Annotated in this window: 20 protein-coding genes; 10 read left to right on the forward strand and 10 right to left on the reverse strand. The window is 66.9% G+C overall.

Translation table 11 applies throughout. From position 1 onward, the window contains the following. The 5 genes from DI606_RS07185 to DI606_RS07205 all read left to right on the forward strand — a co-directional run. Positions 1 to 607 (forward strand): energy transducer TonB (locus DI606_RS07185; protein WP_293980954.1); only part of this gene is annotated, 607 nt, incomplete at its 5' end. Between the two features lie 72 nt (positions 608 to 679). Further along, positions 680 to 1,435 (forward strand): MotA/TolQ/ExbB proton channel family protein, encoded by a 756-nt coding sequence (locus DI606_RS07190; protein WP_293980956.1) that lies wholly within the window; start codon positions 680 to 682, stop codon positions 1,433 to 1,435. A gap of 128 nt (positions 1,436 to 1,563) precedes the next feature. Next, positions 1,564 to 2,052 (forward strand): biopolymer transporter ExbD, encoded by a 489-nt coding sequence (locus DI606_RS07195; protein ID WP_293980957.1) that lies wholly within the window; start codon positions 1,564 to 1,566, stop codon positions 2,050 to 2,052. A 26-nt stretch (positions 2,053 to 2,078) separates the two neighbouring features. After that, a complete protein-coding gene (locus DI606_RS07200; RefSeq protein WP_293980958.1) occupies positions 2,079 to 2,501 on the forward strand; it encodes a biopolymer transporter ExbD in 423 nt (140 codons plus the stop codon). A 247-nt stretch (positions 2,502 to 2,748) separates the two neighbouring features. After that, a complete protein-coding gene (locus tag DI606_RS07205) occupies positions 2,749 to 3,078 on the forward strand; it encodes a PilZ domain-containing protein (protein ID WP_293980959.1) in 330 nt (109 codons plus the stop codon). Positions 3,079 to 3,304: 226 nt separating this feature from the next. Here DI606_RS07205 and DI606_RS07210 read toward each other — a convergent pair whose 3' ends face one another. Both DI606_RS07210 and DI606_RS07215 read right to left on the reverse strand, forming a co-directional pair. After that, positions 3,305 to 5,092 (reverse strand): ABC transporter transmembrane domain-containing protein, encoded by a 1,788-nt coding sequence (locus DI606_RS07210; protein ID WP_293980961.1) that lies wholly within the window; start codon positions 5,090 to 5,092, stop codon positions 3,305 to 3,307. A gap of 57 nt (positions 5,093 to 5,149) precedes the next feature. Beyond that, complete coding sequence (locus tag DI606_RS07215) at positions 5,150 to 6,442, reverse strand: class I SAM-dependent methyltransferase (protein ID WP_293980962.1); 1,293 nt, start codon at positions 6,440 to 6,442, stop codon at positions 5,150 to 5,152. Between the two features lie 89 nt (positions 6,443 to 6,531). On the opposite strand from DI606_RS07215, the gene dgcA reads away from it, so the two are divergent. Beyond that, complete coding sequence (gene dgcA, locus DI606_RS07220) at positions 6,532 to 7,509, forward strand: N-acetyl-D-Glu racemase DgcA (RefSeq protein ID WP_293980963.1); 978 nt, start codon at positions 6,532 to 6,534, stop codon at positions 7,507 to 7,509. A 6-nt stretch (positions 7,510 to 7,515) separates the two neighbouring features. On the opposite strand, the gene DI606_RS07225 is transcribed toward dgcA, so the two are convergent. The 3 genes from DI606_RS07225 to DI606_RS07235 all read right to left on the reverse strand — a co-directional run bounded on the left by DI606_RS07225 (position 7,516) and on the right by DI606_RS07235 (position 10,183). Next, positions 7,516 to 7,908 carry a hypothetical protein gene (locus tag DI606_RS07225; RefSeq protein ID WP_293980965.1) on the reverse strand — a complete coding sequence of 131 codons (393 nt, stop codon included), beginning with the start codon at positions 7,906 to 7,908 and terminating at the stop codon, positions 7,516 to 7,518. A gap of 75 nt (positions 7,909 to 7,983) precedes the next feature. After that, positions 7,984 to 9,153, reverse strand: a complete 1,170-nt coding sequence (locus DI606_RS07230) for a mechanosensitive ion channel domain-containing protein (protein ID WP_293980967.1) — start codon at positions 9,151 to 9,153, stop codon at positions 7,984 to 7,986. Between the two features lie 22 nt (positions 9,154 to 9,175). After that, positions 9,176 to 10,183 (reverse strand): DNA topoisomerase IB, encoded by a 1,008-nt coding sequence (locus DI606_RS07235; RefSeq protein WP_293980969.1) that lies wholly within the window; start codon positions 10,181 to 10,183, stop codon positions 9,176 to 9,178. 104 nt (positions 10,184 to 10,287) lie between these two features. Between DI606_RS07235 and DI606_RS07240 the strand changes: the two genes are divergently transcribed. Continuing rightward, positions 10,288 to 10,842, forward strand: coding sequence for a type 1 glutamine amidotransferase domain-containing protein (locus tag DI606_RS07240; RefSeq protein WP_293980971.1), 555 nt, complete (start codon positions 10,288 to 10,290; stop codon positions 10,840 to 10,842). Here DI606_RS07240 and DI606_RS07245 read toward each other — a convergent pair. The 3 genes from DI606_RS07245 to DI606_RS07255 are packed head-to-tail and all read right to left on the reverse strand — an operon-like array spanning position 10,802 to position 13,012. After that, entirely contained in the window at positions 10,802 to 11,518 is a 717-nt protein-coding gene (locus tag DI606_RS07245; RefSeq protein WP_293980973.1) for a hypothetical protein, read from the reverse strand. The genes DI606_RS07240 and DI606_RS07245 overlap by 41 nt on opposite strands. Then, entirely contained in the window at positions 11,515 to 12,879 is a 1,365-nt protein-coding gene (locus tag DI606_RS07250; protein WP_293980975.1) for a DUF5935 domain-containing protein, read from the reverse strand. Before DI606_RS07250 ends, DI606_RS07245 begins: the two co-directional genes overlap by 4 nt. After that, positions 12,872 to 13,012 (reverse strand): hypothetical protein, encoded by a 141-nt coding sequence (locus DI606_RS07255; protein ID WP_293980977.1) that lies wholly within the window; start codon positions 13,010 to 13,012, stop codon positions 12,872 to 12,874. Before DI606_RS07255 ends, DI606_RS07250 begins: the two co-directional genes overlap by 8 nt. A 91-nt stretch (positions 13,013 to 13,103) precedes the next feature. Between DI606_RS07255 and DI606_RS07260 the strand changes: the two genes are divergently transcribed. After that, the gene (locus DI606_RS07260; protein ID WP_293980978.1) at positions 13,104 to 14,330 is read left to right on the forward strand and encodes a TIGR04063 family PEP-CTERM/XrtA system glycosyltransferase; all 1,227 of its coding nucleotides are present in this window, start codon (positions 13,104 to 13,106) and stop codon (positions 14,328 to 14,330) included. Positions 14,331 to 14,348: 18 nt separating this feature from the next. Beyond that, positions 14,349 to 15,254: a hypothetical protein gene (locus DI606_RS07265; RefSeq protein WP_293980980.1), complete on the forward strand. Its 906-nt coding sequence runs from the start codon at positions 14,349 to 14,351 to the stop codon at positions 15,252 to 15,254. A gap of 8 nt (positions 15,255 to 15,262) precedes the next feature. On the opposite strand, the gene DI606_RS07270 is transcribed toward DI606_RS07265, so the two are convergent. Next, positions 15,263 to 15,634 (reverse strand): hypothetical protein, encoded by a 372-nt coding sequence (locus tag DI606_RS07270; protein WP_293980982.1) that lies wholly within the window; start codon positions 15,632 to 15,634, stop codon positions 15,263 to 15,265. Beyond that, a complete protein-coding gene (locus DI606_RS07275; protein WP_293980984.1) occupies positions 15,631 to 15,816 on the reverse strand; it encodes a hypothetical protein in 186 nt (61 codons plus the stop codon). The genes DI606_RS07270 and DI606_RS07275 overlap by 4 nt, the downstream gene beginning before the upstream one ends. A 114-nt stretch (positions 15,817 to 15,930) precedes the next feature. Here DI606_RS07275 and DI606_RS07280 point away from each other — a divergent pair, with 114 nt between their 5' ends. Continuing rightward, the gene (locus tag DI606_RS07280) at positions 15,931 to 16,602 is read left to right on the forward strand and encodes a S24 family peptidase (RefSeq protein ID WP_293980985.1); all 672 of its coding nucleotides are present in this window, start codon (positions 15,931 to 15,933) and stop codon (positions 16,600 to 16,602) included. Positions 16,603 to 16,633: the final 31 nt, after the last annotated feature.

Below are 16,633 nucleotides of genomic sequence, written 5' to 3' on the forward strand. Positions count from 1 at the left end.
CGCCCTGATTCACGCTGTTCTCGGCTATGCCTTCGTCACCGGTCTTGGCATGAAATATGTCAAAAAGGCGGCGGAACAGCTGAACGTGATCGACGTGAAAGAGGAGCCGCCGCCACCCGACGAGGAGCCGCCGCCGCCGCCGCCAGACCAGCCGGTCGAGCCGCCGCCGGTCGTCGCGCCCCCGCCGATCGTCCAGACCCCGGCCCCAGCGCCGCCGATCCAGACGGTTCGGACCCCGCCGCCGGTATTCAACCCGGTTCCGGTCGCGGCACCGCCGCCCCCGCCGCCCGCTCCGCCGCCGCCGCCTCAGGCAGCGACGCGCGCCGCTCCGCGCGGTTCGCCGGGCAGCTGGGTCAGCGATGCCGACTATCCGAGCCGCGCGCAGCGCGAAGAACGCTCGGGCACGGCAGGGTTCCGCCTGGAAATCGGTGCCGACGGGCGTGTCACCAACTGCACCATCACCTCGTCGACCGGTCATCCCGACCTCGACGAAGCGACCTGCCGTCTCCTGCCGAAGCGTGCGCGCTTCAAGCCGGCGGTCGGGAGCGATGGGCAGCCGATGGCGGACACCTATAATGGCCGCATCACCTGGCGCCTGCCGGAATAATCAAAATCGGGAGGGCGCGCCGGACGGCCGGCCCCTCCCTCGCTGGATCTCATTGAGAGGGAAGTCTTGAACATGTTGATGTATCTCGCAGCTGCGGCTCCGAAGCCGGAAAACCCCTATGGTCTGATGGAAGCCCTGGAACAGGGCGGCGCCATCGCCTGGACCGTGTTCATCATCCTGTGCGCCATGTCGGTCGGCACCTTCTACATCCTGTTCACCAAGCTGATCGAACAGCAGAAGGTCATCAGCCAGGGCAAGAAGGTCCGCGCGACTTTCTGGCGCGCCGGTTCGCTGCGCGAAGCGTCGGCCAAGCTCGAAAAGAACTCGGCCTACAAGCAGATCGTCGACGACGGCATCAAGGCTCAGGAAGAGCATGGCAAGCTGAAGGATCCGGTCGAAGCGCATGACTGGCTGCACGGTTCGCTCGCCCGTTCGGAAGCCGCGATCAACTCGTCGCTCAACGGCGGCCTCGCGTTCCTCGCGACCGTGGGTTCGACCTCGCCGTTCATCGGTCTGTTCGGTACGGTTATCGGCATCTATCGCGCGCTCATCAAGATCGGCGCTGCCGGTCAGGCGTCGATCGACGCGGTTGCCGGCCCGGTCGGTGAAGCTCTCATCATGACCGCTCTGGGTCTGGCCGTCGCCGTTCCCGCGGTGCTCGCCTACAACTTCCTGCAGCGCCGCAACAAGTCGATCTCGGAACAGCTCAACGGTTTCACCGTCGATCTCCTGGCCTATCTGGTTTCGGACGGCGCCGTGAAGCCAACCGTCGCAGCCGCCCCGGTCACTTCGACCGCCAAGCCTGCCGCTGCACCGACCAAGGCCTGATCGGTCTTTTGAAGACGCCGGCGTAGGGCCGGGCGGCGGCTGCGACCGCCCGGCCCCTCCGCCGACCATGGCTCTCCGCCGCTCCTGTGTGACGGGGCGCCATCGACACCAAGGTTAGGATAGTATCAATGGCAATGAGTGTTGGCTCCGACGGCGGTGAAGACAAGCCGTTGTCCGACATCAACACGACGCCGCTCGTCGACGTCATGCTGGTGTTGCTCATCATCTTTCTCATCGCGGTCCCGGTCGTCGTCCAGACGGTCGACCTGCAGCTTCCCAAGGTAGCGTTCGAGCCGACCACGACGAAGCCGGAAAATGTGTCCCTTTCGGTCACCACCGGTTCCGATGGCAGCTGCGCGGTATTCTGGGGCATGACCCCGGTCAATTCGAGCGAACTGCTCGACCGTGCGGTCAAGAAGCTCGAAGCAGATATCAAGAAAGCGGGCGGCGTCGAGAATCTGACGCCGGAGGATCTGCCCGAAGTGCATATCCGCGGCGACATCAACACGCCCTATCGGTGCATCGGCGGTACCATCTATACGATGCAACGCGCCGGTTTCCCGAAGGTGGGCTTCATCTCCGAGCCGGAACCCGGTTCGGGCACCGTCCGCCTTTGATCCGGCGCGCATAAGGAGTATCCGCAATGGCTATGAGTGCCGGCCGCGATGACGGCGAACCGATGATGGAAATGAACACGACGCCGTTGATCGACGTCATGCTCGTTCTCCTCATCATGTTCATCATCACCATCCCGATCCAGACCCATGCGGTAAAGATCGACCTGCCGCAGAACGCGCCGCCCACGGACAGCGTGATCGACCCGGTCAAGAACAAGGTCGCGATCGACGCCGGTGGCATCATCACCTGGAACGGTTCGCCGATCGACCTGCTGACCCTGCGTCAGTATCTGCAGCAGTCGCTGCGCCTGCCGGTCGAGCCCGAGCTTCAGTTCCAGCCCAACGCCGCGACGCGCTACGTCGTCGTCGACGAGGTGCTTGCGGAGATCAAGCGTGCGGGCGTCACCAAGCTGGGTTTCGTTGGCAACGAACAATATGGCAACTTCTGATCACTGACGGCTCCGCTGCCCAACGCAGGACTTCCCGGATTGCGGGCATGAGGCGGGGCGGATCAGGCAGAAGCATGAAGAGGGTCGCTTTTTGCGGCCCTCTTTTTTTGCGTGTTCTCCAAACGCATACGGACCGGCTGCACAAGGCGGGCGGTTGGATGGGCCCCGCCGTCTTATCCCGATGGATGCGCGGATTTAACCTTTCGCTAACCCTGATGTGCGACGGTCACTCTTCTTGCGGCACCTGATGCAGGCTAAAGGCGTGGAACCTCAAACCGACGACCATCGAAATGCCCGAGCGTCGGAACGACGCGCGGTGCAGATTCCGGTCAAGGTCCGTCGCCCCGGCGAGACATGGCACAGCAGCCGCATCGCCGACCTATCGGTCAGCGGCTTTCGCCTCCAGAGCTTCATGAAGCTGCCCCAAGGCACGGACCTGTGGATCATGCTGCCGGGCTTCGAGGGGCGCCGCGCACGCGTGACGTGGAGCCATGCTCACGAATCCGGCTGCGCGTTCGAACGTCCCCTACACCCAGCGATCCTCGATCACATCGTGAAGCTCAATCAGCTGGTTTGATGGCGGCAGGGGGGTATCGCGATACCCCGGGGATGGCGGCAATGACGGCGGGTCGGGTTCCTGCTGCCCGACCATCGGTTTTTCCCGCGATCCCGGTTATGCCACAGGCGAGGCAGCGGCACGTTTCGCGGTGCGGAGTCTGCGGGGGCGGCAATGTCGCAGGCCGCAGATGGACGACGACCTAAACATTTGACGGCAAACGGGATGCGCCGGGTAGCGCGATGCCCTAACCCTGCGTCGCGTCCTGGAATTGGAGGCTGGCGAGGCGGGCGTAGAGGCCGCCTTGGGCGACAAGCGCGGCATGGTCGCCCTGTTCGACGATGCGGCCCCCATCCATGACGAGGATGCGGTCGGCGGCGCGGACGGTGGCGAGGCGGTGGGCGATCACGATGGTCGTGCGGTCGCGCATCAGACGGCCCAGCGCATCCTGCACCAACCGTTCGGATTCCGCGTCGAGGGCGGATGTCGCTTCGTCCAGCAGCAGGATCGGCGCATCGCGCAGCAGGGCGCGGGCGATGGCGATGCGCTGGCGTTGCCCGCCCGACAGACGCGCGCCGTTTTCGCCGAGGAAGGTGTCGAGCCCCTGCGGCAGCGCGCGGAGGAACGCTTCGGCATTGGCGGCGCGCGCGGCATCCCAAATCTGCTCGTCGCTCGCATCCCATCGGCCGTAGCGCAGATTGTCGCGGGCCGACGCGGCGAAAACCACGCTGTCCTGCGGCACCATCGCCATCGTCGCGCGGATGGCGGCGGGATCGGCCTGCGGGAGGGGCACGTCGTTCAGCAGCACGCGCCCGCTGTCGGGATCGTAGAAGCGCAGGGCGAGCTGGATCAGGGTCGATTTGCCCGCGCCCGAAGGGCCGACCACCGCGACCGTTTCGCCGGGGGCGACGGCAAAGGATATGCCGTGGAGCGCAGCCTGATCGGGGCGAGTGGGATAGTGGAAACATACGTCCTCGAACGCCAGTCGGGCGCTTCCGTCGGGGGCGTCGATCGCAAGGGGCATAGCGGGCGGGGCGATATCGGGCCGGGCCGACATGAGTTCGTCGAGGCGGCTCGCCGCACCGGCACCGCGCAGCAGGTCGCCCCAGCTTTCGGACAGCGATCCGAACGCGCCCGCGACCAGCCCGCCGGTGATGACGAAGGCGGCGATGCTGCCACCCGAGAGGCGCCCTGCCGCGACATCGAGCGCGCCCTGCCACATGACCGCCGTGATCGATCCGAAGACGAGCGCGATGACCACGCCGGTCATCACCGCGCGCAGGCGGATACGCGCCCGCGCGGTGCTAAACCCCGCATCGACCGTCGCATCGAACCGTGCGGATTCGCGGGCCTCCTGGCCGAACGCCTGGACAATCTTCATCGCGCCCAACACTTCGGACGTGACGCTGCCAACATCGGCGAGACGGTCCTGGCTGGTGCGCGACAAGCCTCTGACGCGGCGACCGAGCCCGATCAGCACGATGAGGATGACCGGGATGCCGAGCAGCAGCATCGCAGCGAGCTTGGGCGCGAGGACGAAGAGATAGGCGAGGCCGCCGACCCCGGTGACGAGGTTGCGCAGCGCGACGGACACGGTCGAGCCCACGACCTGTTCGACAACGGCCGTGTCGGCGGTCATGCGCGAGGCGATTTCGGATGGGCGGTTCTCCTCGAAGAAGCGAGGTGCCTGACGCAGCAGATTGGCCTGCGTCGCGCTGCGAATGTCGGCGACGACGCGTTCGCCCAGCCAGGAGACGAAGTAGAAACGCAACGCACTGGCGATCGCGAGCACGATGACGATCATCAGCAGATATTCGAACCAGCGGCTGATGTCGCCGCCGCCCATGAAACCGCGGTCGATGACAAGGCGAAAGCCGCTGGGGATACCGAGCGTGGCGGCGGACGACACGATCAGCGCGGCGAGCGCGGCGGCAATGCGTCCGGGATAGGCGCGCGCGAACCGCCACAGCATGGCGAGGCTGCCGAGCGCGGGGCGCGGCGTCGCGGGGGGCGGGGTGGTCGGATCGTCCTGCATGACGCGGCGCTTAGCAGGGCGGGGACGCACCCTCAATGCCGCCGGGGCGGCAAGGGATCATGCGTCGGGCGCGACCGCGTTGGCCCAGCGCATCACCTGCCCCGCATCGCCATGACCTGTGAGGGCGTAGGCCATGTCGCCCCGTTCCCAATAGGCGATGGTTTCGCCCGCGCGGCGCGCCATCAGCGGCTGCGTTTCCGCCGCAGTTTCGGCGCGGTCGGCGAAAAGCGAGAGGCGGTCGCCCTGCGGCGTCACGACGCTCATCGCGACGGCGGGGCTGCCCGACGAGGGGACGAGTTGCACGTCGGTGACGCGCCAGCCCGCAGGCAGGGTGGGGAGCAGAATGCCCGCCGACCGTGCGATTTCCTCCCGGTCCAGCCGGGTGCTTTCGACCTGCGAAGGCATCGCCTGCCGCAGCAATCCCGCGCGGCGGGAGGCGGCGGCTTCATCGAGGAAGCTGCTGGCCTGCGCCGCCTGCGGAAATTCGCCCAGTTCGCCGCGCGCGATCCACCCGGTGGCGACAAGCGCAGCAATGGCGGCGGCGCGGCCCATGTGCCGCCACACCCGGCCATCGTGATTGTCGTTGGCGACCGGCAGGCGCGTGTCGCGCGCGCGACCGACCAGCGTGCCCTTCGTCCCGTCCTTGACTAGGCGGAAGTCGATGTGCGGCCAGCGCTGTCGCCAGCGCCGCGCGACGAGGCGCTCGCCGGGGCGGGCGGCGTCATCGAGCAGCACGACGGCACCGGGCGACAGGCGCGCGAACAGGCTGTCCGCCGCTCCGCGCACCAGCGGATGGACGCTCCATGGCGGGCCGTCGATGATAAGGAGGTCGATGCGGTCGGGAAGATGGTCGACCGCATACCAGCGCCCCGGCCAGTCGGCGCTTTCGTGCGTCAGCGGGGCGTGGCGGATGTCGACGTCGAGCGCGTGGTCGGCGAGCCACTGGCGCGTCGCGTCGACGAAGCCGCCATGCTGGTCGAAGCTGTGCAGCCGTCCCCCGCCATGGAGTTGCAGCGCGCGCGCCGCCACCAGCGAGGACGCGCCCGCACCCAGTTCCACCACATGGGCGGGCCGCAGCCGGGCGATTTCGCGGACGATATGACGCAGGAACCCGACATCGGCCTTCCAGCTGCCCAGATGCGGCAGGGCGTCGTGGGCGAGGCCGAGTTCGTCGAGCAGGGCGCGCTTGTCGGCGGGCCGCCCGCCCGACAAGCTGGCGAGCAGCCAGGGCCAGCCGATCGCGCCGAAGCCGATCCGCCATGCCATGTCGGACATGCGGCGGCGCAGGTGAGTGCGGGCGGCGTCATCCTCTTCCAATGGGAGGAAACGGGTCAGCTCGCGCGATGTCACGGGGAAGGATGCTCCTGCTGGCGGATGGGATCGGACCCGTGCATATGGCAATGGACCGTGCCGTCAATCGAATAGGACAGGGAAGGCCGATGATCCGTCTCATTTCAGCGACCGTGGAACGCTGGCCTGTGAAGGGCGCTTTCGTCATCAGCCGGGGGGCCAAGCGCCATGTCGACGTGGTGGTGTGCACCGTGGGCGACGGGGTGCGCGAAGGGCGCGGCGAGGGCACCGCGATCTATTATGAGGGCGAAACCGCCGAAGGATGCGTCGAGGCGATCCGTGCCTATCGCGGGCCGATGGAACGCGAGGCGCTGCTGACGCAGATGCCGCGCGGGGCGGCGCGCAACGCGCTCGATTGCGCGCTGTGGGATTTGGAGGCGAAGCGGGCGGGCGCGCCTGTGTGGCAGCTCGCCGGGCTGGACCGGCCAGTGCCTCTGCCGACCGCCTTCACCATCAGCCTGGGCGATCCGGCCACCATGGAGGCGGATGCGCGGGCGGCGGCGGGGCGTGGTTTTCACCTGCTCAAATGCAAGCTGACGGGCGAGGGCGACCGCGCGCGGATCGCGGCGGTGCGCGAAGGTGCGCCGGACGTGCGGCTGATCGTCGATGCCAATGAAAGCTGGCACGAGCGGGATATCGCGGCGGAGGCGGCGGCGCTAGCTGCGCTGGGCGTCGAGATGGTCGAGCAGCCGGTGATCCACGGATGCGAAACGCGCCTGTCCGGCGTTGCGTCGCCGGTTCCGCTATGCGCGGACGAAAGTTGCCACACGCGCGCCGACCTCGACCGGCTGGCCGACTTCGATGCGGTGAACGTCAAGCTCGACAAGGCGGGCGGGCTTACGGAGGCGTTGGCATTGTGCCGGGACGCGCGGGCGCGGGGATTCCGCGTCATGGTGGGATGTATGCTGGGCACTTCGCTCGGCATCGCGCCCGCAGCGCTGGTGGCGCAGGGGGCGGACTGGATCGATCTCGACGGCGCGCTGCTACTGGCGGAGGACCGGGCTGGCGGGCTGGTAGTGGAGGACGGAATGTTGCTGCCCGGAGCGCCGTGGGGCGGGGGGCGGTAGGCGAAATCAGTAGGCGAGCGTCAGTCCTGCGGAATAATAGCCGGGGCCGGCATTGGCCTTGGCCCGCAGCAACGGGAGCAGGGGCAGCGCGACGGTCGCATAGGGGCGCGTTTTGTCGCCGCTGAAACGCACGCCCGCGCCGACTGTGGCGGAAAGCGGGATGGTGTAGGCCGCCTCGACCCGGCCATATAGTTTCGCGTCGCCATCGGCGAGGAAGACGCCCGCGCCCGGCGTCAGGCTGAAACCCGCCAGTCCGAGGCGATAGCCCGCGCCGATTTCCGTGCCCCAATGACCGTCCGCGCGCCCATAATTGACCTCCGCGCCCAGCCCTTCGGCATGGGCGACGGCGGGGGAAAGGGCGCAGAACGCGGCGGCAAGGGCGAGGGATAGGCGGCTCATATGTCGAGCGCTAAAGCGCTGGACGCGATGTGCAATCCCTGCTGGGACGAAGGGACTCGCGCTTGCGGCGAGCCGTCATTCCGGTGCGGGAACGGTTCGCACCGGCATGACTTCGGCATAGGGCATGATCATTCGCCCGTCCGGCGCGGCCGTGAAGGTGGTCTGCGTAGGATAGGCGAATTCGATCCCACGATCGTTGAAATGGCGCAGGATGCCCAGTCCGATGCGATGGCGAACCAAGTAGATTTCGTCCCAACTGGGGAGATAGACATCGAATTCCACCTCGAAGTCGAGGCTGGACGCGCCGAAGCCGATGAAACCCGAGCGCACGAACACGCCGCCGGCCTCGGTTATGACTGCCTTGAGGATGTCGGGGATCTGTTCTGCCGTTTCGGGCGGGGTTTGGTAGATGACGCCGATGGCGAATTTGACGCGGCGGTGGTCGAGCGTCTGGAAGCTGGTGATTTCCTTCTGGAGCAGGTTGGCGTTGGATATGACCTTGCGCTCGCCCGTGACCGCACGCAACCGGGTCGATTTAAGGCCGATCCGCTCCACCGTCGCGGTCGTCTGATCGTAGTTGATCGTCTCGCCCCGGCGGAACGGCTTGTCGAAGATGATCGACAGCGCGGCGAACAGGTCGGAGAAGATGCCCTGCGCAGCGAGACCGATCGCGATGCCGCCGATGCCGAGGCCCGCGACGAGGCCGGTAACGTTGACGCCCAGATTGTCGAGCACGACGATGGTCGCAATGGCGAACAAGGCGAAGGTGACGAGCACGCGAATGAGGCCCATCGCATTGGCGAGCGTTTCGCCGCCGCCATCCTCCGCGAGCGTCTTTCGTTCGATGAGGCCGAGAATGATCTCCCGCCCCCAGATCGCGCCCTGGAACACGGTCGCGATGGTGAAGAAGAAGGCGACGGTGCGGAACAGGCTTTCGGGCGCGTCGGCATAGCCCACCACCAGCCGCGCGGCGACCATGATGCGGAAGAAATGTCCCGTCTTCGCCGCTGCCCGGCCGATGACGTTGGCGTAGCTCAAGGGATCGCCACGCGTGCCGCGCCAACGCTTGCCTGCGCTCTTGAGCGCGGAAAGAGCGAGGTAGATGAGGATGCCTGCGCCGAACGCGATCAGGATCGAGAGATAATGAACCTGGAACCACGTGACGGTGGAATGCCACATCTCGCCCAGATCGGGAGCGGGAAGGTCGAGATCGATGGGGGGCGTATCTGTCTTCTTGGCTGGCATGATATCCTGTCGGTCCGGTGGATCACGCCGCCTTGAGAAGCGGAGCGCAATCGGCAATGTCGTCGAGGAACGCGATCAGGCCGCGTTCCTCGCGCGAGAGATAGCGCGTCCGGCGCGGCAAGCGAAGCCCTGCGCGCCATTCATCCTGTCCTTCGCGGCAAAGCGCGATGAGAGCGGGGTGAACATAGCTTTTGCGGCTGATCGCGGGCGTGTTGCCGAGCGCGCGGGCGACCGGGTCCAGCAGTTCTTTCAGCGAGACATGGCCCGCCGCCAATGTTTCGAAGGCAATGGTGGTGGCGCCGAAGGTGCGGAAATGCTTGGCCGTGAAAGGGCCGCCCATGGCGTCCGCCAGATAGGCGTTCACGTCGTTGGAGGTAATGGGACGGGCATCGCCGTCCTCGTCCAGATATTGGAAGAGATGCTGGCCGGGCAGATCCTGCACCTGCCGCACGAAGCGGAGAAGGCGGGCATCGGTGATTCGCTGTTCCTGCTCCTTGCCCGACTTGGCGCGGAAGCGTAGCGTCAGCGACTTGCCGTTGAGGTCGACATGGCGACGGCGCAGCGTGGTCGCGCCGAAGCTTTTGTTGGTGGTGGCATAATGTTCGTTGCCGACGCGCAGCTTTGCCAGATCGAGCAGGCGCACGACCGCAGCGACGGTGCGGTCCTTGCGCAGTCCGCGCCTGGACAGATCGGCTTCGAGGCGGGCGCGCAATTTGGGCAGGGCGCGACCGAATTCGGGGCAGCCGGCATATTTCTCCGCCTCGCGCGCGGCGCGGAAATCGGGGTGGTAGCGATATTGGCGGCGGCCCCGGTCGTCGTAGCCCACTGCCTGGATATGGCCCCAGGGTGACGGGCAGAACCAGCAGTCGCGATAGGCGGGCGGCAGGGCGATGCGGTTCAACCGGTCGATTTCGTCCCGGTCGGCGATCCGATCGCCGCCCGCGTCATAATAGGCCCAGCCGCGTTTCAGGGCGCGGCGCGTGATGCCGGGTGTGCTGTGATCGGCGTGGGTGACGCTCTCTTGGGGCATGTTCGTCCTTCTCATGCCCGAAAACCCGCCGTTCATCGCTTCGTTCCGCAACCCTTGGGGCGGCGGGCCGTTGAGCGTGCTCCCGCATAACCAGGAGACCCCCCATGCCGTCCATCCAAGAAAGCCGCATCCTGATCGTCGCGACCGACGGGTTCGAGCAGTCGGAACTGTTCGATCCGCGCCAGACCCTGATCGAGGCGGGTGCCAAGGTAACGCTCGCCTCGCCCGGCACCGATCCCATCCAGGGCATGAAGCATGACGAGAAGGGCGACACGATAACGCCCGACATCACGCTCGATCAGGTGAAGATCGAGGAATATGACGGGCTGCTGCTACCCGGCGGCGTCGCCAACCCCGATACGCTGCGCACCAACGACAAGGCGGTGGAGATCGTCCGCAACTTCACCCTGTCGGGCAAGCCCGTGGCCGCGATCTGCCACGGTCCTTGGTTGCTTGTGGAAGCCGATGTTGTCGACGGCAAGACCGTCACGTCCTGGCCGTCGGTGCGCACCGACCTTGCTAACGCGGGCGCGAGCGTGGTCGACAAGGAAGTCGTGGTCGACGGCAACCTCATCACCAGCCGCAATCCCGACGATATCCCTGCCTTCACCGAGGCCTTCAAGACAGCCGTTGAGCAAGTCGCCACGGCGGACGCCTGAAGACCAAGCTGTCGCCGCCGTCCGGTCGCCGCCATGGCACCGGGCGGCGGCGCAGCGTCGACAGATGCGCCAGCGCGAGGAGCACGCCGACGACGCAGAGCGGCGCAAGGCGCGGCAGAAGCGCAGGCGCCAGTGCCAGGGCGATACCGGTGAGCGCCAGCGCCGCGAGCGTGGCCGACAGGGCGCTCGCCTCTCCATCGGGGCCGCGCAGCCAGAAGAGGCAGGCGGCCACCCCGGTCACGAAGGCGAGGGCGTAAAGGGCCGTTTCGAGCGATATGATCGCGCAGGATGCGATGAGCAGAATCAGGACGAGCGCGATCCTTGGGCGCGACAGGCGCGCCATCGCATGGGTGCAGATCGAGTAGAGCAGCAGTTCCGCCATCGTGGCCGCAAGCAGGATCGATCCCGCGCGCGTACCCTGGCCGCCAGCCAGTGCCGCGAGCGCAGCCATGGCCCATGGAAGAACGTGCCGGGGCGCCATGCGAATATGGCTGATCCACGACGATGCGCCCCGCAGCGTGAAGCGCCGGTCGGCGAGGCGAAGGTGGAAACCCCCGGCCATGAATAGTGCCATGGTCGCCATGCGCGCCATGGCAGGCGTGAGCAACGGTGCCGCAAGCAGCAGGACGAGCGCCAACCCGTGCGCGATGCGAAGGAGGAGGGGCTGACGACTCATGCGGGCAGCCTCTGCCGTGCGACCAGCGCAGCCTGAAGATCGCGCCGGGCCGCGTCCTTGGCGCGGCGGGTGACATAAGTGTCCAGCCCGATCTGGAGCGCCAGCATCATGAAGACGAACGGCTGGTAGGCGATGCCCACGAACAGCGATCCGACCATGTAGACCACATGCCCCTGCTGAAGCGCGAGGGCGAAGGGCGCGATCCACGCATCCTGCGGGCCGTCGCGCGTGCGGTATCGGCGGCGGATCGCTTCGGTACGAATGAAGCAGATCCCATGCAGGAGCGCCCAGATCGCGAAGCCGAAATAGCCCTGTTCGCCCAGCATTTCGAAATAGGCGCTGTGATAGGCGCGCCCACGGTCGGTGACGAGGCGGCTTTCCACGCGCGTGCCAGCGCCGTCGCTCACGGTTTCCTGCGTGTGGTAGGTAAAGCTGTTGGCGAGATAATTGTCGAAGCCGCCGCCGCCCGGATGCGTCTTCACATAATCGAGCGTCCACATCCACACCGCCACGCGGGTGGAGGCGCTTTCGTCGCCCTGGTGATTTTCGATCGTCTTCATCCGGTCGGTGAAGCTGGCCGGGAGGAACGGGATGGCGGCGATGCCCGCGAAGGCGATGAGGGGGGCGTAGACGAATTTCCGCTTCGAATGCATCAGCATCATGCCCGCAAGCAGGATGAGGCAGACAAGGCCGGTGCGCGCTTCGGTGCCGATCGGCATCAACATGCAGGCGAGGCACAGGCACCAGGCGAAGAGCTTCACCCGCCAGTCGGGCGGGAATATGGTGCCGTGACGCGTGAACCAGAGGATGAGCGGGATGAGCGAGATGGCGACGCACGAAATGATGCTGCCTTCGTAAAGGCCGCTATTGTTTTCCACCATGAGGTTCAGCACGCCGTAGCCGCCGCCCGACAGCGCGGTCTTCATGCCGCCGTTGATGATGATCGTGCTGGCGCACAGGATCATGAACAGCGCAAGCGCCTCGATCCGCAACCGGGTGCGCAGGACGAGAGGGAGGAACACGCCCGCGACGATCGCCTTCCACACCCAGTTCCATTTTGAGAGCGCCTCGACCGGGAAATCGGCGGTCATTGTGGTGTAGCCGCACCAGGCGACGAGCAGTAGCATGAGGCCCTTCCGCACGGAAAAGCGGCAATTTTTCTTATCGTCCACCGCCAGCCATGCGCCGACCATCAGCGCGAAGGCGATGGCGGAAATGGGGATGGCGTTCAGCAGGAAATAGGACAAACGTTGGGGCGAGACGATGTCGATATAAGCGTAGAGCGCGACCAGCAGGAACGGGCGCTTCAACCCCATGAGGCCGAAGAGGCCAAGGAAAGCGAGGAAGAAAAGGTCACGCATCGGTGGGAACCTCTCCCCGCCCGTCCGAGTCGCCAGGCGCGGGGTCGCGGTCGAGATCGGCGCGCGACAGCAGCCGCCAGGCGGCAAGCAGGATCGCCCCGTGGCTCACCAGCAGGGAAAGCATGTCGATCATGGGAGGGGGGAATGTCCGGTCTGCACGGTCCTTTCCCTAACGAGACAGAGTTTATGGGCCGTTAAACCTTTTGCGGCAGACCATGCGGGCTATGACTCGCATTCTCCATGTGCTGGACCACAGCCTGCCGCTGCACAGCGGCTACACCTTTCGGACGAGGGCGATCCTGCGTGCGCAGGCCGCACGAGGATGGGAGGTGCGCGGCATCACCGGACATCGCCATAGCGCGCAGGGGCCGCTGGTGGAGGAGGTCGACGGCCTGATCTTTCACCGCACGCCCGGCGTCGCGGCGGCGGGCAATCCGCTGATTCGGGAATGGCGCGACATCGCCGCCCATGCCGACGCCATCGACGCGCTGGTCAGGAAATGGCGACCCGACGTGATCCACGCGCATTCGCCCGTGCTCAACGCCATGGCGGCGCAGAAGGTGGCGAAACGCCACGGCCTGCCGATGATCTACGAAATCCGCGCCTTTTGGGAAGATGCGGCGGTCGGCAACGGCACGAGCGTAGAGGGCAGTCCGCGTTACTGGCTGACACGGCAACTCGAAACCCACGCCGTGCGACAGGCGGACGCGGTCGCCGTGATCTGCGAGGGGCTTCGCGGCGACCTGATCGCGCGCGGCATCGACGCGGGCAGGATCATCGTGTCGCCCAACGGGGTCGACATGGAGCAGTTCGGAACGCCGGTGGCCCGCGATCCGGCTCTGACCGCGAAGCTGGGGCTGGAGGATGCCGACGTGGTCGGCTTCATCGGCAGCTTCTACGATTATGAAGGGCTCGACGACCTGATCGCCGCGATGCCGCGACTCGTGCGCGCCCGGCCCAGCGCGAAGCTGCTGCTGGTGGGTGGCGGGCCGCGCGAGGCGGCGCTGCGCGATCAGGCGACGGCATCGCCCTTCGCCGACCGCATCCGCTTTGTCGGGCGCGTGCCGCATGATGCGGTCGAACATTATTATGCACAGATCGACGTGCTGGCCTATCCTCGAAAGGCGATGCGCCTCACCGATCTGGTGACGCCGCTCAAGCCGCTGGAAGCCATGGCGCAGGGGCGGCTGGTCGCAGCGTCGAGCGTCGGCGGCCATCGCGAACTGATCGAGGATGGCGTCACCGGCACGCTGTTTCCGCCCGACGATCCCGCCGGGATCGCACAGGCGCTGGCCGGGCTTTTCGCGCAGCGCCAACGCTGGGACGAACGGCGCGCGGTCGCCCGCGCTTTTGTCGAGGCGGAGCGCAACTGGGCCGCCAACATTCTGCGTTACGAACCGGTTTACGAACGCCTGCTCACCCGCCCCGCCGACGCGCGGGCGGCGGCTTGAAGGGGGGCGGGGGGCATCATGCGGCACGCGCGCATGGCCGGGACGATGGCGGTGCTGGGGGCCGCCGCGGCCGCGCTGGCGGTGCTGTGGCTGCCTGTCGGTTTGATCGAGACGGTCGTGGCGTCGAGCGGCCTCAGCGAAGCGGTGCCCGCTGCGGCGCCGCCGCTGGGACGGACCGCGCGGCTCGTGCTGGCGGCCTTCGCCGGGCTGATGACCGCAGGAATCATGGGTTTGGCGGCGCGCGCACCGGACGGCGCGCGCGAGGATAGTGAAGAGCAGGCGCGCGACGATCGCGCGCGAGGAGCAAAGAGCATGGGTTTTGCCTTTTCCAGACTGACCGCGCTGGCCAGGGGCCGCGCCGCCCCTGTCGACGTGTCGCCCGCCCCGGCGCTACGCCGGGCCGACGCGCATCCCGACGCGCCGCCGCGCCCGCCGATCTTTGCGAGCAAGGATTTCGACGGGCTCGACATCTTCAACCGCACGCCGCGCAGCGAGCTTCCTGCGATCGCAGAGGCACCGGCGCCGTTCGCAGCGCCCGCCGAACCGACCTTCCTGCGCGCCGCCGCGCCGGTCTTCGCGCAGGAAGAAGCGATGACCGACCATGTGTGGGATGAGGAACCCGAGCCGCTGTGGGACGAGCCGGTCGATTTCGCGCCCGGCCCGGCTGGCGTGCAGCCGCCGATGGCCCCGCTGCCCCTGCGCGGGTCCACACAGGGCCTTTCGATCGGCGAACTGACCGAACGGCTGGAGCGCGGCCTGGCACTGCGCACCCGCGCGACCGTGCCACCCGTGGCGCGCGGCGGCGTGATTGCCGACATGCCGGTCGCGCAAGCGGTGCCGGTGCGCGATCATGTCGCTCGCGATACCGACGCGGCGCTGCGCGAGGCGTTGGGCACGCTGCGGTCGATGGCGGGTCGCCGCTAGGCCCGCGATCACCAGTCCGCGATGGTGAGCGCGGACAGTTCCACCCACGGGGAATCCGCGTCCTGCCCGCTCGCGTCGACCTGGATGTCGGCGACGAAGTGGCCGGGGAGGCGAAATTCGACCGAATCGAGGCCGTCGGGAAAGGCGTCCGCCCGCTCGGCCGCACGTTCACCGCGAAAGCGGATGCGGATAACGTGACGGCGGCCTTCGAACAGGGCGCTGGCCCACGGACGACTCGTCGCACGCTCGATTTCGGAGGCGCGGCCCGCCCGCACGATCAGATACGCCAGCAGGCGGGGCAGCGGATCGGGCTTACGTGCGCCGTTCGCTTTGTTTCGGACCAGATTCGCTGCACGCGATTGCGGAAGAACCCTTGTCATTGGCCGTGGCTCCTGCGATAAGTGTTCATGAAATGTTCTATGCTCCGCGATACCCGTGCGCCCGGTTCGCGCCCCAGCCGCAGGTCGAAGACCAGCCGCGGATCGCGCGCGCAATCGCGACCGAACCGCGTCGGTGGCATGCGGAATTCCTGCAAAAACTTCTCTATCTTTATCAGCAACATCGACTGTCCGTCCCCCAGTACCGCGACTCATGCCCCGCGATTCGATAGGCATATTCCTATCTCTAACCCAATCTCCTACTTGTCTAGGAAAATTCCTATCATTATGGACCGAATATGGATGAATCTCAGCATGCCCGCATCGCGCTCGATCGGCTGATCGCCGAGCGGGGGGACAATTATGCCGATCTTTCCCGCCTGATCGGACGCAATCCCGCCTATATCCAACAGTTCATCAAGCGAGGGACCCCCCGCAAGCTGGACGAGGACGACCGCCGCGTGCTGGCGCGCTATTTCGGCGTGGCCGAGGAAATGCTGGGCGCGGCGACGCGCGATCCCGCGCGACCCGCGATCCGGCCCAAGGGGCTGCCGACGGTCGTGGCGGTGCCCCGGCTGGCGTTGGGCGCGTCTGCGGGGGTGGGGTCGCTCGACGATGACGAGCGCGCGGCGGGCGCGCTGGCGTTCGACGCAGGCTGGCTGCGCCATATGGGCGTGCGACCCCAGCGCGTGTCGATCATTCGCGTCGACGGCGAATCGATGGCACCGACGCTCAACGATGGGGACGACATCATGGTGGATCATGACGACGCCGCCGACCGGCTTCGCGACGGCATCTATGTGCTGCGACTCGACGGCGTGCTGATGGTGAAGCGGGTGGCGATGGGACCGCTGCGCGGGCGGTTCAGCGTGCTGAGCGACAACGCCCATTATCCCGATTGGGCGGATATCGACCCGGCGCTGGTGGATATCGTCGGTCGCGTGGTCTGGACCGGGCGGCGGTTGCACTAGGGCGCGGGGATGCGCATCTGTGTCGCCGCAC

The sequence above is a fragment of the Sphingobium sp. genome (assembly GCF_003248505.1).
Taxonomy (GTDB): Bacteria; Pseudomonadota; Alphaproteobacteria; order Sphingomonadales; family Sphingomonadaceae; genus Sphingobium.